Annotated in this window: 19 protein-coding genes; 5 read left to right on the top strand and 14 right to left on the bottom strand. The window is 58.6% G+C overall.

The window, feature by feature from the left end; all coding sequences use genetic code 11:
- Position 1 precedes the first annotated feature (1 nt).
- The 8 genes from GT003_RS21860 to GT003_RS21825 form a co-directional block, all read right to left on the bottom strand.
- The gene (locus GT003_RS21860) at positions 2-1,177 is read right to left on the bottom strand and encodes an MFS transporter (RefSeq protein ID WP_161701833.1); all 1,176 of its coding nucleotides are present in this window, start codon (positions 1,175-1,177) and stop codon (positions 2-4) included.
- A 94-nt stretch (positions 1,178-1,271) separates the two neighbouring features.
- Positions 1,272-1,490: an aspartyl-phosphate phosphatase Spo0E family protein gene (locus GT003_RS21855; RefSeq protein ID WP_239565936.1), complete on the bottom strand. Its 219-nt coding sequence runs from the start codon at positions 1,488-1,490 to the stop codon at positions 1,272-1,274.
- A gap of 119 nt (positions 1,491-1,609) precedes the next feature.
- On the bottom strand, positions 1,610-2,824 hold the full coding sequence (locus GT003_RS21850) for an aminotransferase class I/II-fold pyridoxal phosphate-dependent enzyme (RefSeq protein WP_161701829.1): 1,215 nt from the start codon (positions 2,822-2,824) through the stop codon (positions 1,610-1,612).
- A gap of 11 nt (positions 2,825-2,835) precedes the next feature.
- Positions 2,836-3,327 carry an Lrp/AsnC family transcriptional regulator gene (locus tag GT003_RS21845; RefSeq protein ID WP_161701827.1) on the bottom strand — a complete coding sequence of 164 codons (492 nt, stop codon included), beginning with the start codon at positions 3,325-3,327 and terminating at the stop codon, positions 2,836-2,838.
- 190 nt (positions 3,328-3,517) lie between these two features.
- Positions 3,518-3,943 (bottom strand): spore coat protein, encoded by a 426-nt coding sequence (locus GT003_RS21840; RefSeq protein WP_161701825.1) that lies wholly within the window; start codon positions 3,941-3,943, stop codon positions 3,518-3,520.
- 36 nt (positions 3,944-3,979) lie between these two features.
- The gene (locus GT003_RS21835) at positions 3,980-4,204 is read right to left on the bottom strand and encodes a hypothetical protein (RefSeq protein WP_161701823.1); all 225 of its coding nucleotides are present in this window, start codon (positions 4,202-4,204) and stop codon (positions 3,980-3,982) included.
- Between the two features lie 114 nt (positions 4,205-4,318).
- The gene (locus tag GT003_RS21830; protein ID WP_161701821.1) at positions 4,319-4,987 is read right to left on the bottom strand and encodes a DUF2642 domain-containing protein; all 669 of its coding nucleotides are present in this window, start codon (positions 4,985-4,987) and stop codon (positions 4,319-4,321) included.
- Positions 4,988-5,401: 414 nt separating this feature from the next.
- Positions 5,402-6,217 carry a hypothetical protein gene (locus tag GT003_RS21825; protein WP_161701819.1) on the bottom strand — a complete coding sequence of 272 codons (816 nt, stop codon included), beginning with the start codon at positions 6,215-6,217 and terminating at the stop codon, positions 5,402-5,404.
- 305 nt (positions 6,218-6,522) lie between these two features.
- On the opposite strand from GT003_RS21825, the gene GT003_RS21820 reads away from it, so the two are divergent.
- Together GT003_RS21820 and GT003_RS21815 are read left to right on the top strand one after the other, a co-directional pair.
- Positions 6,523-7,302 (top strand): hypothetical protein, encoded by a 780-nt coding sequence (locus tag GT003_RS21820; RefSeq protein ID WP_161701817.1) that lies wholly within the window; start codon positions 6,523-6,525, stop codon positions 7,300-7,302.
- A gap of 95 nt (positions 7,303-7,397) precedes the next feature.
- Entirely contained in the window at positions 7,398-8,471 is a 1,074-nt protein-coding gene (locus GT003_RS21815; protein WP_161701815.1) for a CotH kinase family protein, read from the top strand.
- Between the two features lie 12 nt (positions 8,472-8,483).
- Here GT003_RS21815 and cysK read toward each other — a convergent pair whose 3' ends face one another.
- The 5 genes from cysK to GT003_RS21790 form a co-directional block, all read right to left on the bottom strand.
- A complete protein-coding gene (gene cysK, locus GT003_RS21810; RefSeq protein WP_161701813.1) occupies positions 8,484-9,401 on the bottom strand; it encodes a cysteine synthase A in 918 nt (305 codons plus the stop codon).
- A gap of 26 nt (positions 9,402-9,427) precedes the next feature.
- Positions 9,428-10,759 (bottom strand): MFS transporter, encoded by a 1,332-nt coding sequence (locus GT003_RS21805; protein WP_170312304.1) that lies wholly within the window; start codon positions 10,757-10,759, stop codon positions 9,428-9,430.
- 156 nt (positions 10,760-10,915) lie between these two features.
- Positions 10,916-11,461: a hypothetical protein gene (locus tag GT003_RS21800; RefSeq protein WP_161701811.1), complete on the bottom strand. Its 546-nt coding sequence runs from the start codon at positions 11,459-11,461 to the stop codon at positions 10,916-10,918.
- Between the two features lie 205 nt (positions 11,462-11,666).
- A complete protein-coding gene (locus GT003_RS21795; RefSeq protein WP_161701809.1) occupies positions 11,667-12,086 on the bottom strand; it encodes a DUF350 domain-containing protein in 420 nt (139 codons plus the stop codon).
- A 22-nt stretch (positions 12,087-12,108) separates the two neighbouring features.
- Positions 12,109-14,472 carry an endonuclease MutS2 gene (locus tag GT003_RS21790; protein ID WP_161701807.1) on the bottom strand — a complete coding sequence of 788 codons (2,364 nt, stop codon included), beginning with the start codon at positions 14,470-14,472 and terminating at the stop codon, positions 12,109-12,111.
- A 229-nt stretch (positions 14,473-14,701) separates the two neighbouring features.
- On the opposite strand from GT003_RS21790, the gene GT003_RS21785 reads away from it, so the two are divergent.
- From GT003_RS21785 to GT003_RS21775, 3 genes are all read left to right on the top strand, one after another.
- Positions 14,702-15,064, top strand: coding sequence for a phage holin family protein (locus tag GT003_RS21785; protein ID WP_161701805.1), 363 nt, complete (start codon positions 14,702-14,704; stop codon positions 15,062-15,064).
- Positions 15,065-15,156: 92 nt separating this feature from the next.
- A complete protein-coding gene (locus tag GT003_RS21780; RefSeq protein ID WP_161701803.1) occupies positions 15,157-15,552 on the top strand; it encodes a cupredoxin domain-containing protein in 396 nt (131 codons plus the stop codon).
- A gap of 378 nt (positions 15,553-15,930) precedes the next feature.
- Positions 15,931-16,617, top strand: coding sequence for an SDR family NAD(P)-dependent oxidoreductase (locus tag GT003_RS21775; protein WP_161701801.1), 687 nt, complete (start codon positions 15,931-15,933; stop codon positions 16,615-16,617).
- Between the two features lie 180 nt (positions 16,618-16,797).
- Here GT003_RS21775 and GT003_RS21770 read toward each other — a convergent pair whose 3' ends face one another.
- Entirely contained in the window at positions 16,798-21,198 is a 4,401-nt protein-coding gene (locus GT003_RS21770; RefSeq protein WP_161701800.1) for a hypothetical protein, read from the bottom strand.
- Positions 21,199-21,378: the final 180 nt, after the last annotated feature.

Here is a 21,378-nt window from a genome sequence, read left to right as displayed (position 1 = left end):
ATCAAGCCGTCTGCCGGTCCTCCGCCGCTCCGCTCGTCCGCCCGCTTCGATAAACGGCCAGCAGCACCAGACTGAACAGGAATGCCGCGAAGGACATACCCGACAACAAGAGATAGAAGCCGTGCCCCTCCAGACGCTCGTACAACCAGCCGCCGGCATAGGAGGCCACGATGCCCGAGATGCCGAAGAACAGCAGCGCAAGCACGGTTTGCCCCGTTGCTTTCCACTCGTCCGGCACGATCCGGTACAAATATTGAATGGCGGCGGAATACAATATCGGGAACGTGAACACCTGCAGCAGCTGCAAATACGTCATGGCATGCGGGTCCGTGATCCATGCCGACAGGAAAAACCGCAGGAAATAAAAGAAGCTCGCGAAAGCGATTAGCGCCATTTCCCGGCCGCTGCGCATCCACCAGAAGCTGAGGGCAAAGACGAGAATCTCGCTGCCGGCGGCTAGGAACCACGCTTGTCCCACGAGCTCGGAGCTTCCTCCCAAGGCGCGCATATGGACCCCGAGATACGTATCGTTCATCCGGGACGGAACGGCCGCGACGAAGATCAGCACCAGAAACATCAAGGTCTCGCGATGGCTCAGAAATCGTCCCAAGCTTCGCAGGGACACGGGCTTGCCCGAGGTCGGCGCATCGCGCAGCGTCAGGCAGACGACGAAGCTGACCGCGCCGAATGCGGCAAACAGAAGTCCGAGGCTGCCTTTGCCGAAATACAGCATGACATAGCCGACCGTGAGCGACATGACCGCATAACCAAGCGCGCCGAACATCCGGATCGAACCGTAGCTGACGCCGGCAGCCTGCGACGTTTGGAAGTTCAAGCTTTCCGTGAGCGGGTCCATCGGCAGCAGGAAGAAGTAAAGCAGCATCGTGAAGATGACGAGCATCGCGAAGCTGTTCGACGTATATAAGAAGTAGCCGACGACAGTGGAGCAGACGATCAGCGTGAGCAGGATGCCCCGGATCGTCCGGAACCGGTCGCTGACCATGCCCCAGAGCGGCGAGGAGAAGATCGAGACGAAGCCCCCCGATCCGACGATAATGCCGATCCGCACGGCGGATAAACCCTGGGCATCCAAATAGACGGGAAGAAACGAGATAAAAATGGCAAGCAAAGCAAAAAATAACACATTGTACATACGTAAGCCAACAACGGCATTCATGGATGTTCGATTCCCTTCTCTAGCGGCGCGCAAGCCAAAACAAAAGAAAAGAAGTCCCGTAAAGGACCTCTTCTCTCCTGCTGTGCGCCTATGGTCAGCTCAGCTGTGCCTTGCCTCTATGGTTCGTAAACCGCATGTATTCATTAATCTTCGTATCGAGCAGCCGGCTCAGGCCAATGACTTTCTCCGAGCTGAACGTCTCTTCTTCCACGTAGGATTGCTCCATTTTCATGCGCAGCGCATAGATTTCGTCTTCTAATCGACGTACGGACGACGAGGATACAAGCTTAAGACCCGTTCTTGCACAAGTCATTGCCATCCCTCCAGTCTTCAATCAACGCTACCTAACGACGCTTGTGCACGACGAGGTTAAAGAATTTATAAAGTTAGTATGAATTATAACAAAGAATGTCAAAAAAGAATATCTCTTTTTCATTCTCCTTTAATTTTCCTGACGAACTGTCCCATTCGATCGATCGCTTCCGTCAGCTGACTGACCGACGTCGCGTAGGAGCAGCGAAGATGGCCTTCCCCGCCAAGTCCGAACACGTCCCCTGGCACGGCCGCGACCTTCTGTTCGTTAAGCAGTCCCGTCGCGAATTCCTCCGACGTCAACCCCAGTCCCGCGATGGATGGGAACGCATAAAACGCGCCTTGCGGTTCGTGGCAGTCCAGTCCGATGTCCCGGAAACCCTTCACGACCAACCTGCGCCGCTGGTTATACGACTCCACCATCCGGTCCTTCTCTTCCATGCCGTTGCGGAGCGCTTCCAGCGCTGCCACCTGTGCCATGTTGGAGGCGCACATGACCGTATATTGATGGATCTTGAGCATGGCGGCGATGAGCTCCGGATGACCGCATGCATAACCGATCCTCCAGCCCGTCATCGCAAACGACTTGGAGAAGCCGCTGACCAATATCGTGCGATCCTTCATGCCCGGCATGGCCGCAAAGCTGACATGCTTCGTGCCGTAAGTAAGCTCGGCGTAGATCTCGTCGGAGATAACGATAAGATCGTGCTCTTCGACGACTTTGGCGATCGGCAGCCAATCCTCGCGCGTCATGATTCCGCCGGTCGGGTTGCTCGGATAGCAGAGAATGAGCACCTTGGACTTCGGCGTGATCGCCGCGCGCAGCGACTCCGCGGTCAGCTTGAACTGGTCCTTCGCGAACGTCTCCACGCCGACCGGCACGCCGCCCGTAAGCGACGTAATCGGCGAATACGAGATGTAGCACGGCTCCGGCACGAGAATTTCGTCGCCCGGCGCGATCAGCGCCCGCAGCGCGAGATCGATCGCTTCGCTGCCGCCGACCGTGACGAGCACTTCTTTGCCGGGATCGTAGGCGACTTGGAATTCATGGTTCAAGTAGTGCGCGATCTCCTCGCGCAGCTCCGGCGTACCCGCGTTCGACGTATACTGCGTCTTGCCCATCTCCAGCGCGTACACGCAGGCTTCGCGCACATGCCATGGCGTGATGAAATCGGGCTCGCCGACGCCGAGCGTAATAATATCTTTGCGGCCCGCCGCCAAATCGAAAAACCGCCGGATGCCGGACGGCTTGATGGCTCTCACCTGCGGCGACAAATAGTCCGCCATGGATTCGCGCTTGGCCGGGATGCTCTGTTGTTTCTCATCGATTATCATAAGGACACCTCTTACGGCGAGACAAGAAGACGGTGGTCATCCTCATGCTCTTCGAATATAATGCCGTCTTGCTTGTATTTTTTCAGAATAAAGAAGGTTTTGGTAGACAGCACGGCATCGATCGGCGAGAGCTTGTTGGATACGAAGGACGCCACGTCCTTCAGCGTCTTGCCCTGCACCTCGACGAGCAGATCGTACGCGCCCGACATTAAGTAGACCGATTTCACTTCCGGGTATAAGTAGATCCGTTCCGCGATGCCCTCGAAGCCGCGGCCGCGTTCCGGCGTAATTTGAACTTCGATCAACGCGGTAACCTTCTCATCTTCAACCTTGCTCCAATTGACAACGGTCGCGTATTTGACGATGATATGATCCTGCTCCATCTCCGCAATCGCCTGCTTGACCTCGTCCGCGGGCGCGTCGATCATCGTCGCGATCAAGTCTGCCGAGCGCCTTGCATCTTCCTTCAGCAGTTCGAGTATTTGCATTTTCCGTCCATCCATCGTCAAACCCTCCTGATCTTAGCTATAAACCTTATCTTACAACGAATCCAAGCTTCCTGCAAAGAAGAAAAGCGCCCCGGCTCGCCCTCATCCGGCGCGTCTTCTGGCTTTTCGGGCCCAAAAACAAAAAGACCCCGAAGGGTCTTGAACGGCGCGCGCCGAAATTCGGCAGCCGTTTCTTGACTGCCGATTACATAAACGTCTGGCTGCCGCCTTGCATTTGCTGCTGACCGTTCTGCTGATACTGCATCGGCTGCTGCTGGTATTGATACTGCGGGCTTCTGAACGCCGGCTGGCCGAAGCCGAACTGCTGCAAAAACTGCTCGGTCTTTTGCTCGGTTTGCTGGTTCGACTGAAGCTGCTTCTGGATCTCCTGGCGAAGCGCCGGCGAAGCCGCGCTGTACATGTTGTTCTGCTCCATCGCCTTGTATAGCTGGCCCTGCAGCTGAAGCGTGCTGTTGAGCAAATTCGTGAACAGCTGGCGTACCTGCTGGCAGCTGGATTCCGTTACCGCCGTGGTGTATTCGCTTGCGACGCGCTTCAGATCCGCCAATACCGTATAAGCCAAATCCTCGTCGGATAACATCGGCTTGGCATGTCCTTGTTGTTGGTACATATCGTCTGAACCTCCCTATCGATTAAAATGGCCGGGCTAGTGCGATTGCGGCTGAGTCGGGGCAAACTGTTGATGCTGCCCGATGGATTGCAGCAGCATTTGCGTATGCTGCAGATGGGTTTGGATCATGTTCGCGCCTAATTGCTTGATTGCCGGATTACTGGCCGAAGCCGCCATCACGGCGTTTTGCTTGATCAGCAGATCCTCGTTCGACAGAGAATCCACTAAATATTCCAGCTCCTTGGCTGTCAATGCTTGCATCAAGGTAATCCCTCCTGTTTCCATGGATTATAATCCTTGCCTAGTATGTCCAAGATAGGGCTGAATATGTAACGCTTCTTCCCCGAAGGGAAGAACCGGACCGGGCGGCGATGATTACGGAAGATGGACCGTCTTGACATGGTCGAAGTGCAGATAGACGGAGTTGCCTCCCGCGGTCGACAGCTCGATGATGTTTTGGTCGATGCTTTTGAGCACGCCGATTTTGTTCGGATTTTCGCCTAGATCCAATATCACGAACTCGCCGATCAACTTGCGGAGCTGCTGATCCAAGGTGCGAGCCAGCGTTATGGGAGACGGCTTAAGCGGAAACTGCTCGGGTGTCAGCGTGTACGGCGTTACGTTCGGATTATACGGAATCAGAAACTTCAGATGCTGAAGAGATATGATCACCGAATGGTACACGGGAGAATAGAAGACGAAGAAATCGTTCATGACGCTCGTTAGATAGCCGTGAATCGATTGGTTGCCGGTAATGTAAATCTCAGAGAACATGCCCTTGGCGTTCATCAGCACTTTGCGGTAGGAAATCGGATCGTTTTGCGGTTCGAAGGGCAGTTCGGGCACCGTGATTGCCTGCGCATCCAAGGTTTTGGCCAAACGCAGCTGCTGCACGTGAATGAGCGGAATATAAAGGAATTGTGTACCGTTATGAACAACGAGTATGTCTTGGCCCATATCGATGAGCTTGCCTTGGATCGTGATCGTCTTGCCGGAAATATCTAGTTCGATGAAGCGGTCTAATAAAGGGTGACGATATTTCATGAAATCGACCTCCTTTCATCCTGTCAGATGCGTCCTTGCATCCGAGACTGAACAGACTGGCCGGCTGCACGGCTTGGGAAGGAGATTGATGAATGGTCAGCGGCAACATCCCGGTAACGACTTCATGTTTGTTGTTCATGAGGGGTTGACATGATCGTCAGCAGCCCGCCGAAGGCGTCCACAATCGCATGGATACCGAACGCGAGACGAAAAGGATCGGCCAGGAAGTCTTCGCCGCCATATCTCCAGCACGAGAAGCGTATGCGGCCATAATCGGGAATCATGCGAACAACGAAGGCCGCAGTGCCGACGGCATTCCATTCAGCGGCGCCGAAGACCGGGTCCTTGGGGAACCGGACCGGGCCGCTGAAACTGGAGATGGGTGCCGCCGGCAGCTACGGAAGCTTTCGTTAATCAGCCTTTTTTATCGCGCATGGAGCCGGTACGCGTGCTGGCGGTTCTGCCGCTTTTTTTGCCGCTTGTTCGGTTGTTCCGGTTGGAACTGCGGTTGCCGCGGGAGGACGATTGGTTGCCGGAGGATGATTTATGGCCGGAGGACGATTTTTGGCCGGAGGACGATTTGTTGTTGGAAGACGACTTGTTGCCGCTGTTGCCTTGGTTGCCTTGATTGCCTTGGTTGCCTTTGCTGCCGCCGCTTGCATACATGCCGGCGGTTTTAACCGTTTTGATGTGATAAAGCGGGATTTGCACCAGTTCCTGACCTACGACGAGCAGCAGCGATTCGTTGCCGACGTGCCCGATGAAGCCTTCGAGCTTTTCGGGTCCGCCCCAGTTGATTTGCACGAATCTGCGAGTCAGCTGGCGAAGGACGCCGTCGAAGCTTCCTGCCATGATATATTGGCGCGATCCGCCTTTCGAACCGTGGGATCCGCCAGTTCCGCCGGGAAGATCCGTAACGCTCTTCACATGGCTGGTATTCACATACACGAGTCCGTTAGCCGATTTGAGCACGAGATAGCCGGGTTGGACGCCGAGAAGCTTGCCCTCGAGCGATTCCGGACCGCCGCGGTTCACTTTAACGTTCATGCCGACCTGCGCGTTCAAGAAACGTTCGCCGCCGGTACCGCCGCTTTTGCGGCTTTTGCAGCTTTTATGGCCGTTGTGATTGCCTTGGCCGGCAAGCGCGCCGTACGGTTTGTAGCTGATTGCATCGTTACCCATGTTTCCCATGTTGCCCATGTTGCCCATGTTTCCCCAGCAATAATTCATACCAAAATCCCTCCGTAATAATAGATTCTAACCTGCCCCATGAAAGACCAAAGGGTGCAAACACGATCCGATACCTGCTGCCAAAATAACGGTTCATCCTACTCTCTTCGGCATTCATCCCTCCATTGCTTGCCCCGGTGAAATCTATCATGGGAGACAATTTATAATGTATTTATATGTATCCTGTATCCATAGGGTACTAGATTGATATCTATTTCTAATAAGATGAGTCAATGACCCGGTGCGATTGATAGATTCGCGACATAGCTTGTATAGAATCTATCAAAAGGAGTTGAAAGAGAAGAATGGCAAACAATCAAAAGAAAAACCTCGGCGGACATAAAAGTTCCTGCGGCGACCGTACGAAAGGCACGCACGGCTCCCGCGGTTCCCATGGTTCGCAGGGCACCAAAGGCACGCAAGGCTCCCGCGGTTCCCATGGCTCGCATGGTACGAAAGGTTCCTGCGGCGACCGCACGCAAGGTACGCAAGGCTCCCAGGGCTCCCGCGGTTCCCATGGTTCGCATGGCACCAAAGGCACGCAAGGTTCCTGCGGCGACCGCACGAAAGGTCCCCTCGGTTCCCATGGCTCGCATGGCTCCAAAGGCACGCAAGGTTCCTGCGGCGACCGCACGAAAGGTCCCCTCGGTTCCCATGGCTCGCATGGCACCAAAGGCACCCAAGGTTCCTGCGGCGACCGTACGAAAGGTACACAAGGTTCCCGCGGCTCCCGCGGTTCCCATGGCTCGCATGGTACCAAAGGCACGCAAGGAGCTCCCGGCGAGCATACGCAAGGTTCCCGCGGTACTCAAGGCTCGCAAGGCACAAAAGGTACGCAAGGCTCCTGCGGTTCTCGCGGCGTGCACGGCTCGCAAGGCATGCAAGGTACTCAAGGTACTCAAGGCTCGCAAGGTATTCAAGGTACTCAAGGCTCGCAAGGTTCCCGCGGCACGCAAGGTTCCCGCGGCACGCAGGGTTCCCGCGGCACGCAAGGCTCCCGCGGCACGCAAGGCTCCCGCGGTACGCAAGGTTCCCGCGGCGCTCGCAGCAACAGCAGCCACAACAGCGGCTGGGGCGGCAAATAAGCGGCAGTGACCAATAGACGATCGCCCGCATAGTGTAAATAAGCTGAAGCCTATCGATGCGATGGGCTTTATCTTTTGCCTAAGGAGATGGTCTAATGTCCGGGGAAGGGCTGGCTACTCGCAAGATAACGATCGACGAGGCCGATCTGCAGCGCCTACTGGCCGATGTCTGGAGCAATGAATTCGCCCCCGTGAAGCTGGAGATGGACGGCAAGACGATGGATGCGAAGCTGAGGATTCGCGGAGGCCACACGCGGACGTATCCGAAGAAATCCTACGAAATCCATTTCGGGGATAACGGTATCCTTCATTGGAATGCGGAATTCGACGACCCGTCGATGATCCGCAATGCGCTTTCCTTCCGTTTCTTCAATATGATGGGTGTTCCCGCGCCGCGAACGAAGCATATGTGGCTGGAGTGGAACGGCTACCCGCACGGGGTTTATTTGGAAATCGAATCGGTGGATACGGCCTTCTTCCGCAGGCGAAGCATCGGTTCCAAGGCGCTGATCTATGCGGTTAACGACAAGGCGAATTTCAGCTTGATCGATCCCGATACGGAAGCGCGGAAAGAGTCGCTCATGGAAGGCTACCGCGTGATGAAGGGGAACGTGAATACGGAGAAACGGCTCGTGCGCTTCGTAAGCAGCATCAATCGGCTGCCGAGGCGGACACTGCGCACTTATATGGCCAAGCGACTCGATGTCAGCGTTTATCTGAAATGGCTGGCCGGTGCCGTGCTTACCGGGAACTATGACGGCTTCGATCAGAACTATGCGCTCTACGAGCATACGACCACGGGGAAATATCGGATTATTCCGTGGGATTACGAGGGGACATGGGGACGCAACTGCTATGGACGGCTGTGCGGCAGCGATTTGGTAGACGTGAGAGGCTATAACGCGCTCACCCGCAAGGTGTTATCCTATAAATCCTGCAGGCAGGCGTATCGTAAAATTCTGGCAAAGCTGCTCGACGGCAAATTCACGATCGGCACCATCGAACCGGTCATTCAAAGCATGTACGAGGAGATCACCCCTGCCATCCGGGACGATTTCACGCGAAAATGGCCCTTCCGCTCCTTCGAGGAAGAGCCGGAATTGTTCCGGAGCTACATCGAAGAGCGCAGGGCCATCGTAGAAGAAGAATTGGAGGTTTGGAAGGATTAATCGCAGCCGCCGCTAAAACAACCCCATACTTAAATATCGCTCGCCGCTGTCAGGGGCGATGCACAGCACGCGCCCGCCCTTCCCGATCCGGCGGGCTTGCTCCATTGCAGCCCATACCGAGGCGCCGGAAGAAGGACCGAGCAGCAGTCCTTCCTCGCGGGCGAGCCGGCGCATCGTATCCACGGCCGCGTCATCCGCTACTTGAACGATTTCGTCATAGACCGACGTATTCAAGATCGCCGGGATAAACCCCGGACTCGTGCCGACGAGCTTATGCGGTCCCGGCTTTCCCCCGGACAGAACAGGGGAACCGAGAGGCTCGACGACCGCGACATACAGTCCGGGGAGCGCGGCTTTAAGCGCCTCGCCCGTTCCAGTGATCGTGCCGCCTGTACCCGCCGAAGCGACGAAGACGTCCAGCCTGCCGTCCGTTTGGCGCAGGATTTCCTTGGCCGTCGTCACGCGATGGATGTCCGGGTTCGCTTCGTTCTCGAACTGATTCGGAATATAGCTCCCGGGACGCTCCCCTTGCAGCTCGAACGCTCGCTTGATGGCCCCGGGCATCCGTTCGGCCGCCGGAGTCAGCACGACCTCCGCGCCGTAAGCCTTGAGCAGGCCGATACGTTCTTTCGTCATATTGTCGGGCATGACGAGAATCAGTTTATAGCCTTTGGCAGCGGCATTCATGGCCAGGCCGATACCGGTATTCCCGCTCGTCGGCTCGATAATCGTCGCGCCGGGCGTCAGTATTCCCTTCGCCTCGCCGGCCGCGATGAGCGCGGAAGCCGCCCGGTCCTTGACGCTTCCGCTCGGATTGAAGCGCTCGAGCTTCACGAGTACCTCGGCGGAGCCCTGCTCCTGCATGCGGCGGAGCGCGACGACAGGCGTCTCTCCGATTAATTCGGTCACGTTATTCACAATGCGCGGCATTGTTTCTCCTCCTCTATATCCCTTCCTCATGAAGAGGTTTCTGTTTCTTGTCGTCCCCGCGCCGCCCGGCCTACCAAGCCGCGCATCAGCCACCAGCCCAGAATCGGAAACGCGCCGACGGCCAGCATAAGCCCGGGCACGACGTAAGTCGATTGCTCCATATAGGGCAGCACGAGCAAATACGCCGCAACGCCGACGATTCGGCCGGCTGTAAGCCCGGCTTCGCGCAGAACGACGAATTCCTCGCGCTTCTTCGCGCTGTCTTCCGTGCTGCCGATCAGGTCGAATACCGTCGACGTCATCGGTAAAATATACAGCGGCATGAACAGCGCCGTGCCGATGCCGAACAACAGGAGCGTCCGGTAAGACAGCGGCCAGAAGAGCGGCGCGATGACCGCGGTCACCGCGATTGCGCCAATCAGCATTGCGGCGCGTCTTCGTTCCGGCTTCAGCAGCCGTCCGACCAGCCAGAAGCTGACCAGTGCCACAAGCGACGTCACAAGCGAGAAGTTGCCGAGCTTTCCCTCGTTCTTCGTCGCTAGGAACACGAGCAAGCCGATGAAGAACATGTATACGCCTTCGCGTACGCCCTGGCAGATGATCGCGGCAACGGCGTAACGCCACGGATTGCCCTTCTGGCGGAGCTGCCGATAGCCGTGAAGCCACTCATAAGTGCCGGAAGCCTTTCGTTTCTTCAGCCAGAAGCTGAGCACGACGGCAACCGCGAAGATGACGGACGAGACCGTGAAAATAATATGATAGCCTCGCTCGCCCGTGCTCACCGTGATGAGCCAGCCGGATATCCACGGCGCCACGATGCCGGCCCCCGAGCCGAGCAATCCGGCCCAGCCGTTGAAGCGGTCGCGATTGCCCGGCTCCGTGACCTCGAAGTAGACGACGTTGAACGCGAGCCAGAAGAGGCCGTTCCCGATGCCGATCATCGTGCCGAGCGGAACAACGTACGTGACCGCCGACTTGCCCAGCAGCAGGACGACAAAATAAAACAAACCGGACAGCGCGACGCCGAGCCGGAGACTGTTCATTTTGTTGTGCTCCTTGACCCATTTCCCCGCAAGCCAGAACGTAAGTCCGCTCACGAGGAATTGCGTCAAATTAAACCAGCCGATCACGGCGAAGGACTGGCTGGACTTCCATAGATAGATCGGCAAGAACGTACCGGATAATGCGTTGGCCGTCCCCAGCAGCGCCTGTACGGCCAACAGCAGTACGGCTTGTCCGTCCAAGGTGCGGGTCGTGAAATCCCGTTTCCCGCTGCCCTCGCCCGATACGGTTCGCATGTTCCCCCGGGCTTTGCCCGCGTGCCAGCGCGATTGCACGGCATGTTTTCCCTGTTCCAAGCAGCATCCCTCCAGCCTGCCGCATTACATGCAGCTAATAGGCGTAAGGTACCCTCTTGGAGAAGCGGGCATGCCGGAATTCAAGATTTGTATGAACTTGCCAATTTCTTCGATATGCACTGCACGATGATGTTTTATTGACTCGTTTCCGCGACCTTATAGCTCGTCCCCTGCCAAAGCCAGCCTCGAAACAAGATGCTCCTGGTCCTTAACCGACAATCGGTTCTCGGTATGGAAGCATGACGGGCACACGTAGAGGACCAGGGAGAAGGGCTTCTCCAGGATTGGCAATCCGAGCGCCGCCGGAATTCTCGGCTGGAACTGATCGCCCTTGACGACATGCGTGCCGGCTTCGAGCATCAGTTCGCGGCAGGACGGGCATTCCGGCGCCTCCAGCTGATCCTCCAGCAGACGCTCCACCGCGCCGGTCATCGCCAGCCGCTCGCTTCCGTATTCCACGAAGTCGGTCAAATCCGGCGAGCCGTCCGCCTCCCAAGCATCCGTCGCTGCTTCATCCTCTTCCGGCTCATCCTCTTCGCTGCCGTCCATATCGAATTGCAGCGTACGGTATCCTGACAGCTCGTTCTCGCAATGCGGGCATTCGCGCTCCGGTCCGATTTCTTCGTCCCAGACGATTTCGCTCTGGCACCAAGGACATATCACCGGCCCGTCCTGTTGTTCATGTTGATGTTGTTCGTTCATGTAACGTCGCTCCTCGTTCCGAAGCATGTTGATTGAGGTTTGATCCGATCGTTGCTCCAATCAACATGCTCGCGGCATTTTATAGAAATCGCTTATCGTAATAAATAGAAGACACCGAAAACCACGAACAGCGCAGCCAGCGCGAACAGCGTGCCCCATAGATATTTCATCCGTGCATCCATCCCCCAAACTATTCAAACCTTGCTTATGCGACCGTAGCGCCAATGACGTAAGACAATGAGATGGAAATAATCATGGCGATAAAGCCGACCGCCCGATTGTCCTTCTGAATCTCGTCGTCGATTCGAAAAACCGGCGTCAGAAACTCAAACAAGAAGTAAGCAGCAAGCAAAAGCGCATACCCGTACATAGCCCAAACGAGGCTCTGATAGACGGTCTCGTTCGCATCGATGGAGAATCGGAACAGATTGCAGATCCCGAAAATTTTACCCCCGGTCGCCATCGCGACGGCCATATTGCCTTTCTTGATTTCCTGCCAGCATTTGTAGCGCGTGACGAGCTCGAAGATATATAAGAAGACGAGCAGCGCCAAAACCGCTATCGAAACGTAGGCAAGCGAGGCCGCAAAGGAATTGCTGAGCATTTGGTCGACTTCCTGATCCATCTAAGCGCCCATCTCCTTTACCTTACTTCAATTCCGCTACGGTAACGCCGGCTCCGCCTTCTCCGTACCTGCCCAGACGGTAGCCCTTGACATGCTTGTGCCTGCGCAGGAAATCGCTGATCCCGCTGCGAAGCACGCCGGTACCATGGCCATGGATGATGAAAACCTGGCCGAAACCGGCCAAGAAGGACTCGTCGAGAAAGCGGTCCACTTCCAATATTGCCTCTTCCAGATTCGAACCGCGCAGATCAAGCTCCGAGCGCGCGTTCTCGTCGCGCGTCCGCTTCAAGCTGGCGGCGATCTTCGGCTGCTGCGTCTTCGCCGTCTCGGCGCGCTTCACGAGCTCGAGATCGCTTATCGCGACCTTCATCTTCAGAATGCCCAGCTGGACGAGCGCTTCGCTGCCGCTCAGCTCCACGACATGGCCTCGTTGGCCGAGGCTGTATACCATGACTTCGTCGCCGTTCTCGATCTGCTGCGGCTTATTCGCCTTCGCTTTGCTCTTCTCCGCCTTGCGGGCTTCCGGCGTTGCCTCGTCCAGTTTGCGGCGGGCTTCCGTCAGCTTATGATCCTTGACCGCTGCGCCTTCTTCCTGCGCGAGCTTACGCAGATCGGCAATGATCTCTTCCGCTTCGCGTTTCGCGCGAAGCATGACCTCGCGGGCTTCGTCCTGCGCTTTGGCAAGCAGCTTCTCGCGCTGCTCTTCGAACCGCTGCAGCTCCGCTTCGTGGCGGGCGCGCTGCTCTTCGAGCTGCTTGCGAAGCGCTTCCGCCGTTTGGCGCTCGGTCTCGGCGCCGATTCGGTTTTCTTCGAGCGACGCGATCATCGTCTCGACGCGAATGTCCTCTTCGCTCACTTCGCCTCGCGCGTGATCGATGATGCTGCGCTGCAGGCCGAGGCGCTCCGCGATCGCGAATGCGTTGCTTCGTCCCGGCACGCCGATCAGGAGGCGGTACGTCGGGCTCAGCGTGGCGACATCGAACTCCATGCTCGCGTTGATAACGCCCTTGCGATTATAGGCATAGGCCTTCAGCTCGCTGTAATGCGTCGTCGCGACAATGCGGCAGCCGAGCTTGTGCATATGCTCGAGAATGGCGATCGCCAGCGCCGAGCCTTCGGCCGGGTCCGTACCGGCACCGAGCTCATCGAGCAGTACAAGGCTTTTCGGCGTCATTGTATTTAGAATGCGGATAATGTTCGTCAGATGACTCGAGAACGTACTCAAGTTCTGCTCGATGCTCTGTTCGTCTCCGATATCGGCGTACAACGCATCGAAGACGCACAGCTGGCTGCCTTCCTCGGCAGGCACGAACAGGCCGGACATGGCCATGAGGCTGAGCAGTCCGATCGTTTTGAGCGATACCGTCTTACCGCCGGTATTCGGCCCCGTCACGATAATCGCCGTGTAATTGTTTCCGAGCTCCACGTCGATCGGCACGACCTGTTCGCGCGCGATGAGCGGATGGCGGCCCTTGCGCAGCTTCAAATAGCCCCTGTCGTTCATGCGAGGCTGCGAAGCGCCCATGACATGCGCCAGCCGCGCTTTCGCGAAGGCGAAATCCAGCTTGCCCAGCAGATCCAGATCGATGATGAGATCGTCGGCATAGTCTGCCGTCAGCGCCGTCAGCTTTTGCAGGATTTTCTCGATTTCGCGTTCTTCGGCCAAACGCAATTCCCGGAGCTTGTTGTTCATGACGACGATCGCTTCCGGTTCGATGAAGAGCGTGGCGCCGGAGCCGGATTGATCGTGAATGATCCCGCCGAAGTTCGAGCGGTATTCTTGTTTCACCGGTATCACGTATCGGTCGTTCCGTATGGTAATGATGGCATCCTGCAGCATCTTCTGCACGGACGACGAGCGGATCATGCCTTCGAGCTTCTCGCGCACGCGCCCTTCGCCGGCGCGCAGCTCCCGGCGGATATTCGCGAGCTCGACGCTGGCGCTGTCCATCACTTCGGCCTGATCGTCGATGCAGTTGAAGATCGCGTCCTCGAGCGGTTTATGCTCCGTCAGCTGCTCCGCCATCGCGGCCAGCATTGGCACCTCGTCATCGTCGTGCAGCTGCAGCACATGCCGCTTGACGCGGCGTCCGCCGCGCACCGTTTCGGCGATTTCCAGCAGTTCTGCCGGGTTCAGCGTACCGCCGATCTTGGAACGCAGCAGCGAAGGCTTAATGTCCACGACGCCGCCGAACGGCGCGCTGCCTTTGAGACGGTCGGCCTTATAGGCTTCTTCCGTCACCTGCAGCGCATGCTTGACGTCGTCCAGATCCGGGCTCGGGTGCAGCGCCTCGACCTCTGCTTTTCCCAAAGCCGTCGCGGCGTGCTGGCCTAATTTATATACAATTTTGGCATAATCAAGTGTGTGTAGTATTTTGCTGTCCAAGCGAGCACAACCCCTCTCGTTTCCTATTATAGCCGAATCTCCCCCTCTTACGCTACGACCTCGCGCGTCCATGAATGGTCCCGCGGAAAAGGGCAACACTACATGTACACGGGAAGTCCCGCCAAATGTCGCGCTTCCCGATTCATTGGTCTTTGCTTTTCGTATCATGCCGCTTGGCTGGCGCCAAGCCGAGGCCAGGGGCAATACCACTACAAGGAGGGTAATCGATATGCATTTCTTGGGTCATGTCGTTAGGTTTATCGTATCCGCGATCGTGCTGATGATCGTCGGTTATATCGTTCCGCAGTTCAGCGTTGGCGGCTTCTGGAGCGCGCTCTTGCTGGCGCTGGTCATCGCCGCATTGGGTTGGATCGTCGAAGGGATTTTCGGCAAAAGAGTCACGCCGTTCGGGCGGGGGATCGTCGGCTTCTTGATGAGCGCGCTCGTCATCTGGGTGGCGCAGTTTATCGTCGGCGGCGTTGAAGTCACGTGGCTCGGAGCCATTCTGGCCGCGCTCGTCATCGGCATCATCGACTTGTTCATTCCGGTCAGCACGCCGTACGAAGCCGGACGGGACAGAGGTCGCGCGTAACGGATTCAAGAGATCGTCACAGTAATTTTGTCCCAGTTCCGTTATAATGGAATTGCTTCATCATTCCATGTAAGAGAAGGGGATAGACTACCGTGAAAAAACTACTGCTCATGTCCTTGATGCTTGCCGCAGCCATCTTCGTTCTCGCTGCTTGCGGTTCAAATTCGAATTCCAATACGAACACGGGCAACGGCACGAACGTCGAAGATACCGGCACGGCCGCCTCCGCCAAAGTAACGATCAAAGCGAAGAAGTATGAATTCGACCAGCCCGTGTACAAAATCAAAAAAGGCGAGCCGACGGAAATCACCGTCGTTTCCGAAGACGGCGTACATGGCGTCGAAATCCCGGATTTCAACGATCTGAAGCTCAGCAGCGGCAAACCGAAAGTGGTCACTTTCAATGACGCGGGCACGTACGAGTTCCATTGCGATATCCCGTGCGGCGGCGGTCATGCGAAGATGGTCGCTAAGATCGAAGTTAGTTAAGAACGATTGGTTTGCAGGTCCGAGAGGACCTGCAGCATTCGTTCAAAAAGCGATTGGTTTGCAGGTCCGGGAGGACCTGCAGCATTCGTTCAAAAGCGATTGGTTTGCAGAACCGATAGGGAATGCAGCAATCGTCAGAAACCCCGAAATCCGGAATATATTTGCCGGGTTTCGGGGTTTTTATTATTCCTCTGCTGCTATATCGATTTCTGATTGTACGTATAAGCATCGCTGATGAAGCGATATTTTTGCGTGTAAAACCCTTAAATATATGGTAATTGACTCCCTCATATAAGAAAGTCTGATACCATTCCTATTCCATCGGTGCGGCGTTATTTGGTACGATGGCTGCAACATTTACGAATGAGGGTGGAGATTATGGCAGCAGGCATACTACATGGGCGGGTCGCCGTCATTACGGGAGCAGGCACCGGGCTCGGAAGAGCGGCGGCGCTCGACTTTGCTCAGGCAGGAGCCCGCGTCGCGTTGATCGGACGCCGATCGGGCAAGCTGGAAGAGACGGCGGCGGCCATTCGCCAAGCAGGCGGAACAGGACGCGTTCTCGCCGTGCAGGGCGACGTTTCCTCCGAACAGGATGTTCTACATGCGATCGGCTGGATAACCGCCGAGCTGGGTACGATCGATATTCTGGTGAACAATGCAGCCGCCTTCGAGCCCGGAACCGTACTGGAATTGGATGTCCAGGAATGGTCGAGACAAATCGCGACGAACTTAACCGGCCCCTTTCTGTTGACGCAGGCCGTTCTCCCTATTATGAGACGCGCCCGTTACGGACGGATTATCAATATCACCTCCGGCCTCGCAAACAACGGCGCAGGAGGATATGCTGCCTACAGCGCGTCCAAAGCGGGCTTGGAATCGCTCACGCGCACGACGGCCGATGAGGAACAGCCTTACGGCATCCTCGTCAACGCCTTCAATCCCGGCACCATCCGCACCGAAATGCACGCCACGGGTAAAGACCCCCATGCGGTTACGCCGGAGCTGATTCGTCTGGCGACGCTGCCGCAGCACGGTGCGACGGGAACGATTGCCGCTTATTAAGACAGCCTCTTATCGCATAGCCGAAAGATAGCTTCATTAAATAAGAGGACAGCGACCGACATGGATTCTTTCGAATCCGCTGCCGGCTCTGTCCTCTTTCTGGTCGTTCCATGGGAATATCGATAAGGCTATAAGTTCGTTCGGGGTAGATCATAAAACGATAAAACGCAGCGCAGGCTTCTAGCTTTTCTCGATCAGCTCGATCCAATCGTTGAACTCGGTTTGCAGCTTCCGATATTCGGTCACCAGCTTGCCATGCTCGGCCTGCAGTTTCTCATGAACGGTTCGAAGCTCCTGCTTGTCCTGCACGGCCTCGTTCAGCGCCGACTCCAGCTCCGAGAATCGTTCGTCGATTTGCTGCGAATGCTGCTTCGACGCGCGGGCTTCGTCTTCGATCAGACGCAGCTGCTCCAGTAATCCAGCTTCCGACTCGGCATGCGCGGCCGCCTGCTGCCTTGCGAGCTCGATCTCCGCCTCCGCTTCTCTTGCCTGGCGCTCCAGCTCTGCGGCGGCTTCGTCAGAGACGCGTTCCACCTCCGCCATCTGCTGCCGCGCTTCGCGCATGAGATCGGCTGCGCGATCTTCCGCCGCCTGCAGCCTTTCCGTCAGCTCGGCGTTCCGATTATTCAACAGCTCCAGTTCCTGACGCACGTTGTCCCGTTGGCGGCTTAACTCCAGCCGTACCTGCAGCTCATCTTCCGCGCTGATCTGCGCTTCCTGCAGCAAACTGTTCAGCTCGGCAATCCGCTCTTCCTGCTGCTGGAATGCTTCCGCACGGCGCTGCTCGTTTCGTTGCAGCTGCTCCGCGTGCTGATGCAGCTGTTCGGCGGCGAATTCCCGCTCCTGCAGCTCGCGCTCCAGTCTTTCGATCGTCAAGCGCTGCTTCGTTTCTTGCTCGGCCGCTTCCGTCAGAAGCAGCTCTCCGTTTTCATGCGCTTCAAGCAGCTGCTTGCGCAGGCTCTCCAGCTCTGTTCGGGTTGCGTCCAGCTGCTCCGCGAGCTGCCCCCGCTCTTGTTGCAGCGCTTCGCTCAGGCTGCGAAGCTCGTCTTGCAGCGACTGCTCGCGTGCTGCCGCTGCGGCATGGACCTCTTCCAACTGCCGCTCGTAGTCCGCTGCACGTTCGGCAGCTTCGTCGACGCTTGCCTGCAGCGACTGCTCCAGCAGCGACTGCGCAGCTTCGCGTTCCTGCACCAGCTTCGCTGCGGCAGCCTCCTGCTCCTCGGCCAGCGCCGCACGCAGCCGAGCCAGCTGATCACGCAGCTCGGCTTCTGCGGCGACTGCTTCCGCCGCGGCCAGCTCGGCTTCGCTCTGCATGCGTACCGCCAGCTCGCTTGCTTCCTGCAATGAGCGTTCAGCTTCCGCTCTTGCCTGCTCAAGCTGCGCCAGCAGCTCCGCCCTCGCCTCCGCCAACTGCTCGGCGGCCGTCGACGCGGTCGCTTCCTGCAGCGCACGTTCGCGCCTCAGCTCTTCCTCGTACTTGTCCTGCGCCTCGATCAGCTCCACCATAGCCGCTTCGCGTTCTAGCTCCAGCTCGGCATGCGCGGCTTCGCGCTGCTGCGCAAGCTGGGCTTCCATGGCTCGGCGATGCTCCGCCAGCTGGGCCTCCATGGCTTCGCGAAGCTCGGCCAATTCCGCGGCCGCTTCCGTTCTCCTGCGCTCCAGTTCCTCTGCGGCGACAGCTTCCGCTTCGCGGAGCGCTCTCTCGTGCGCCCTGCGCTCTTCCGCCGCCCGCGAAGCCGAAGCAAGCAGCATCTGCTCATAAGCATCGCGCTCCTCGGCCGACTTCGCTGCTGTCGCTTGCAGCGCTTGCTCATGCGCCTCGCGCAGCGCCTGCTCGGACGCCTCACGCTCTGCCGCTTGTGCTTCCTGTCCCCGAATCGCCTGCTCGAGCGCTTCTCGCTCCTCGGCCGCCTGCGCTTCCGCTGCCCGCATCGCCTGCTCATGCGCCTCGCGCAGCGCCTGCTCGGACGCCTCGCGCTCTGCCCCTTGCGCTTCCTGTGCCCGGATCGCCTGCTCATGCGCTTCGCGCAGCGCCTGCTCGAGCGCTTCTCGCTCCTCAGCCGCCTGCGCTTCCGCTGCACGCAGTGCTTGCTCATGCGCCTCGCGCAAGGCCTGCTCGGACGCCTCGCGCTCTGCCGCCTGGGCTTCCGCTGCCCGCATCGCCTGCTCATGCGCTTCGCGCAGCGCCTCCTCGAGCGCTTCTCGCTCCTCGGCCGCCTGCGCTTCCGCTGCACGAAGCGCGTGCTCATGCGCCTCGCGCAGCGCCTGCTCGGACGCTTCGCGCTCTGCCGTCTGCGCTTCCGCTGCCCGCATCGCTTGCTCATGCGCTTCGCGCAAGGCAAGCTCGTGCGCTTCCAGCGCCTCCAGCTCCGACAGCTCGCGCAGTTCGCGTTCTTCCGCCAGCTGCGACTCCAGCGATTCGCGCAAACGGGCGAATTGCGATGCAGCCGCTTCTTTGGCCGCCGTCAGCTCCGCTTCGGACGTTTCTCGCATGCGGACCAGCTCGGCCTCGGCCGCTTCGCGCTCTGCCGCTGCCTGCGACTGCGCCGACAGCAATTCGCGTTCCAACAGCTCGCGTTCCGCTGCCGCCCGCGCTTCTAATTCGCGCACCGCCTGCTCGTGCGCTTCCAGCGCCTCGAGCTCGGCCAGCTCGCGCAGCTCACGCTCCTCTGCCAGCCGCGAATCCATCTCGGCACGCAGGCCCGCCAGCTCCGAAGCCGCCAAGTCACGCACGGCCGTCAGCTCGGCTGCGGCCGCTGCCTGCGCGCCTGCAAGCGCCGCTTCGGCCGCGGCAAGCGCATCGACTGCCTTCGCTTCCGCATCCCGCAGCGCGGCTTCATGAGCCTCGCGCGCTGCCGCGGCCTGCGCCTGCAGTGCCTGCAGCGACTGCTCGAGCGTCTGGCGCTCCGCCGCCGCGCGTGCTTCCGCTTCGCGCAGCGCCTGTTCATGCGCCTCCAGCGTCTCCAGCTCCGACAGCTCGCGGCTGTCCCGTTCCTGCTCCAGCGCCGAACGCTGCCGCGCAAGCTCGGCCTCCAGCGATTCCCGAAGCTGCGCCTGCTCGGCCGCCGCGGCTTCCATTACACGGGCCAGCTCCGACGCGGCCGCTTCGCGATCCCGCGCGCGTTCCGCCGCGATCGCTTCCAGCTCGGCTGCCGCCTTCGCCTCTACGGACTGAAGCGCCTCCTGAGCTGCCTGCGCCGCCAAATCCTGACGCTCCCACTCCTGCTCCAGCTCCAGGCGCTGCTGCGCCAGCTGGGCTTCCAGCGCTTCGCGCACGTGCGCAAGCTCGCCCGATGCCGACTCGCGTTCCCGTTCAAGCTCTGCCGCTGCCGCTTCCTTCGCAAGCGCCAGCATAGCCTCGCCTGCTTCGCGCTCGCGCGCCAGTTCAGCCGCGGCCGCTTCGCGTTCGGATGCCGCAAGCGTCTCGGCAGCTTGTCTTGCCGCCGCCAACGCCTCCTCGGCTTCCAGCGTCTCCAGCAGACGGTTCTCCCGCTCCTGTTCCAATGCCTGGCGCTGCTGTTCAAGCTCGCGCTCCAGCGACTCTCGCAGCTGGGCTAGCTCGCCTTCCAATTCTTCGCGCACGCGGGCGGTTTCGGCCGCGGCAGCCTCGCGCGCCGCCAACAACGCGGAATCCGCTTCCTGCTGCGCCTGATCCACTACATCCTGCCACGATCGGACGGAGGCTGCATGCCGCTCCTGCTCTTCGGTCAATTCGCCGCGCACGCGCAGCAATTCGTCCTCGAGTGCTTCCCGGACCTTCGCCAGCTCCGCCGCGGCGGCTTCGCGCTCTTCGGCCGCTGCCGTTTCTGCATCTCGAAGCGCTTGCTCCATGCGTCCCTGCAGCAGAGCGCCAACACGCTCCATCTCTTCCAGCGCGGCCTCGCGCTCCGCCTCGCGTTCCCATTCCAGCTCTTCCCGCATTCGCACGAAAGCCGCTTCCGCTGCCTCGCGCTCCGCGACTTGTTCCGCCAACAACCGCTCTTGCTCGGCCCGCGCAGCCTCGCGAGCTTCTTCATGCTCCAGCATCGCAAGCTCCAGCTCGTCCCGCGCAGCAGCCAGGTCGCGCTCGCGCTGTGCCTCCAGCTCAGCGCGCACGCGAGCCAGCTCGCCATTCGCCGCAGCTTCCGCTTCGGCAAGCTTAGCCTCGCCTTCCCGCACCGCGTCTTCCAGCCGAGCCTGCAGGCTGGCGCCCAAACGTTCCAGCTCCGCGCGGGCATGCTCGCGTTCGGCTTCCAACGCCGTCTCCGCGCTGAGCCGCTCCGCCTCCAACTCGCCCTGCAGCGTATCCAGGATCAGCTTCGCCTGCTCCATTTCGGCCACGGCGGCTTTGCGGCGCTCTTCCGTCTCGAGCATATGCTCGTTCTCCACTCGAAGACGGAACACGTCCTCCGCCATTTGGACCGATGCCAGCATCGCGAGCTTGGGCAGATCCAAGCGCGGATAGCCCTTGGCGAGTTTATGTAGATTCTCGTCCACGAAAGCGGCAATCCGCTTAATATATTCCGGGTTATTATGACCTGTCAATTTGAATTGGTTACCGTATATGTCAACCGTCACACGTGTCCGATCGGCAGCGTTCATGAGGGTATCCTCCTATTGTTCCGGGTGAAAATTTCATAATCCCTTTTCGACATTCATCACGTTCAGATCTTCTGTTGTCGTCAGTTTCCGTTAACTCTTGCTGCGTATTTCCCTGGCGCAAACCTGAACCGAATACTCGTTGTCGCGAACGCTTACATTGCGGCAGCTCCGGCCTTTAAC

Source organism: Paenibacillus sacheonensis (assembly GCF_009909195.1).
Taxonomy (GTDB): domain Bacteria; phylum Bacillota; class Bacilli; order Paenibacillales; family Paenibacillaceae; genus Paenibacillus_Z; species Paenibacillus_Z sacheonensis.
The sequence above is the reverse complement of the archived record's forward strand: the minus strand, read 5'-3'. Positions and strand labels throughout refer to the sequence as shown.

Excerpts from the sequence above, each read along its gene's own strand:
- GT003_RS21830 (WP_161701821.1), bottom strand. The coding sequence starts at position 4,987 with ATGAAATATCGTCACCCTTTATTAGACCGCTTCATCGAACTAGATATT.
- GT003_RS21795 (WP_161701809.1), bottom strand. The coding sequence starts at position 12,086 with ATGGATCAGGAAGTCGACCAAATGCTCAGCAATTCCTTTGCGGCCTCG.
- GT003_RS21820 (WP_161701817.1), top strand. The coding sequence starts at position 6,523 with ATGGCAAACAATCAAAAGAAAAACCTCGGCGGACATAAAAGTTCCTGC.
- GT003_RS21840 (WP_161701825.1), bottom strand. The coding sequence starts at position 3,943 with ATGTACCAACAACAAGGACATGCCAAGCCGATGTTATCCGACGAGGAT.
- GT003_RS21815 (WP_161701815.1), top strand. The coding sequence starts at position 7,398 with ATGTCCGGGGAAGGGCTGGCTACTCGCAAGATAACGATCGACGAGGCC.
- GT003_RS21800 (WP_161701811.1), bottom strand. The coding sequence starts at position 11,461 with ATGAACGAACAACATCAACATGAACAACAGGACGGGCCGGTGATATGT.
- GT003_RS21785 (WP_161701805.1), top strand. The coding sequence starts at position 14,702 with ATGCATTTCTTGGGTCATGTCGTTAGGTTTATCGTATCCGCGATCGTG.
- GT003_RS21855 (WP_239565936.1), bottom strand. The coding sequence starts at position 1,490 with ATGACTTGTGCAAGAACGGGTCTTAAGCTTGTATCCTCGTCGTCCGTA.
- GT003_RS21845 (WP_161701827.1), bottom strand. The coding sequence starts at position 3,327 with ATGGATGGACGGAAAATGCAAATACTCGAACTGCTGAAGGAAGATGCA.
- GT003_RS21835 (WP_161701823.1), bottom strand. The coding sequence starts at position 4,204 with ATGCAAGCATTGACAGCCAAGGAGCTGGAATATTTAGTGGATTCTCTG.
- cysK (WP_161701813.1), bottom strand. The coding sequence starts at position 9,401 with ATGCCGCGCATTGTGAATAACGTGACCGAATTAATCGGAGAGACGCCT.
- GT003_RS21775 (WP_161701801.1), top strand. The coding sequence starts at position 15,931 with ATGGCAGCAGGCATACTACATGGGCGGGTCGCCGTCATTACGGGAGCA.
- GT003_RS21825 (WP_161701819.1), bottom strand. The coding sequence starts at position 6,217 with ATGAATTATTGCTGGGGAAACATGGGCAACATGGGCAACATGGGAAAC.
- GT003_RS21850 (WP_161701829.1), bottom strand. The coding sequence starts at position 2,824 with ATGATAATCGATGAGAAACAACAGAGCATCCCGGCCAAGCGCGAATCC.
- GT003_RS21770 (WP_161701800.1), bottom strand. The coding sequence starts at position 21,198 with ATGAACGCTGCCGATCGGACACGTGTGACGGTTGACATATACGGTAAC.
- GT003_RS21860 (WP_161701833.1), bottom strand. The coding sequence starts at position 1,177 with ATGAATGCCGTTGTTGGCTTACGTATGTACAATGTGTTATTTTTTGCT.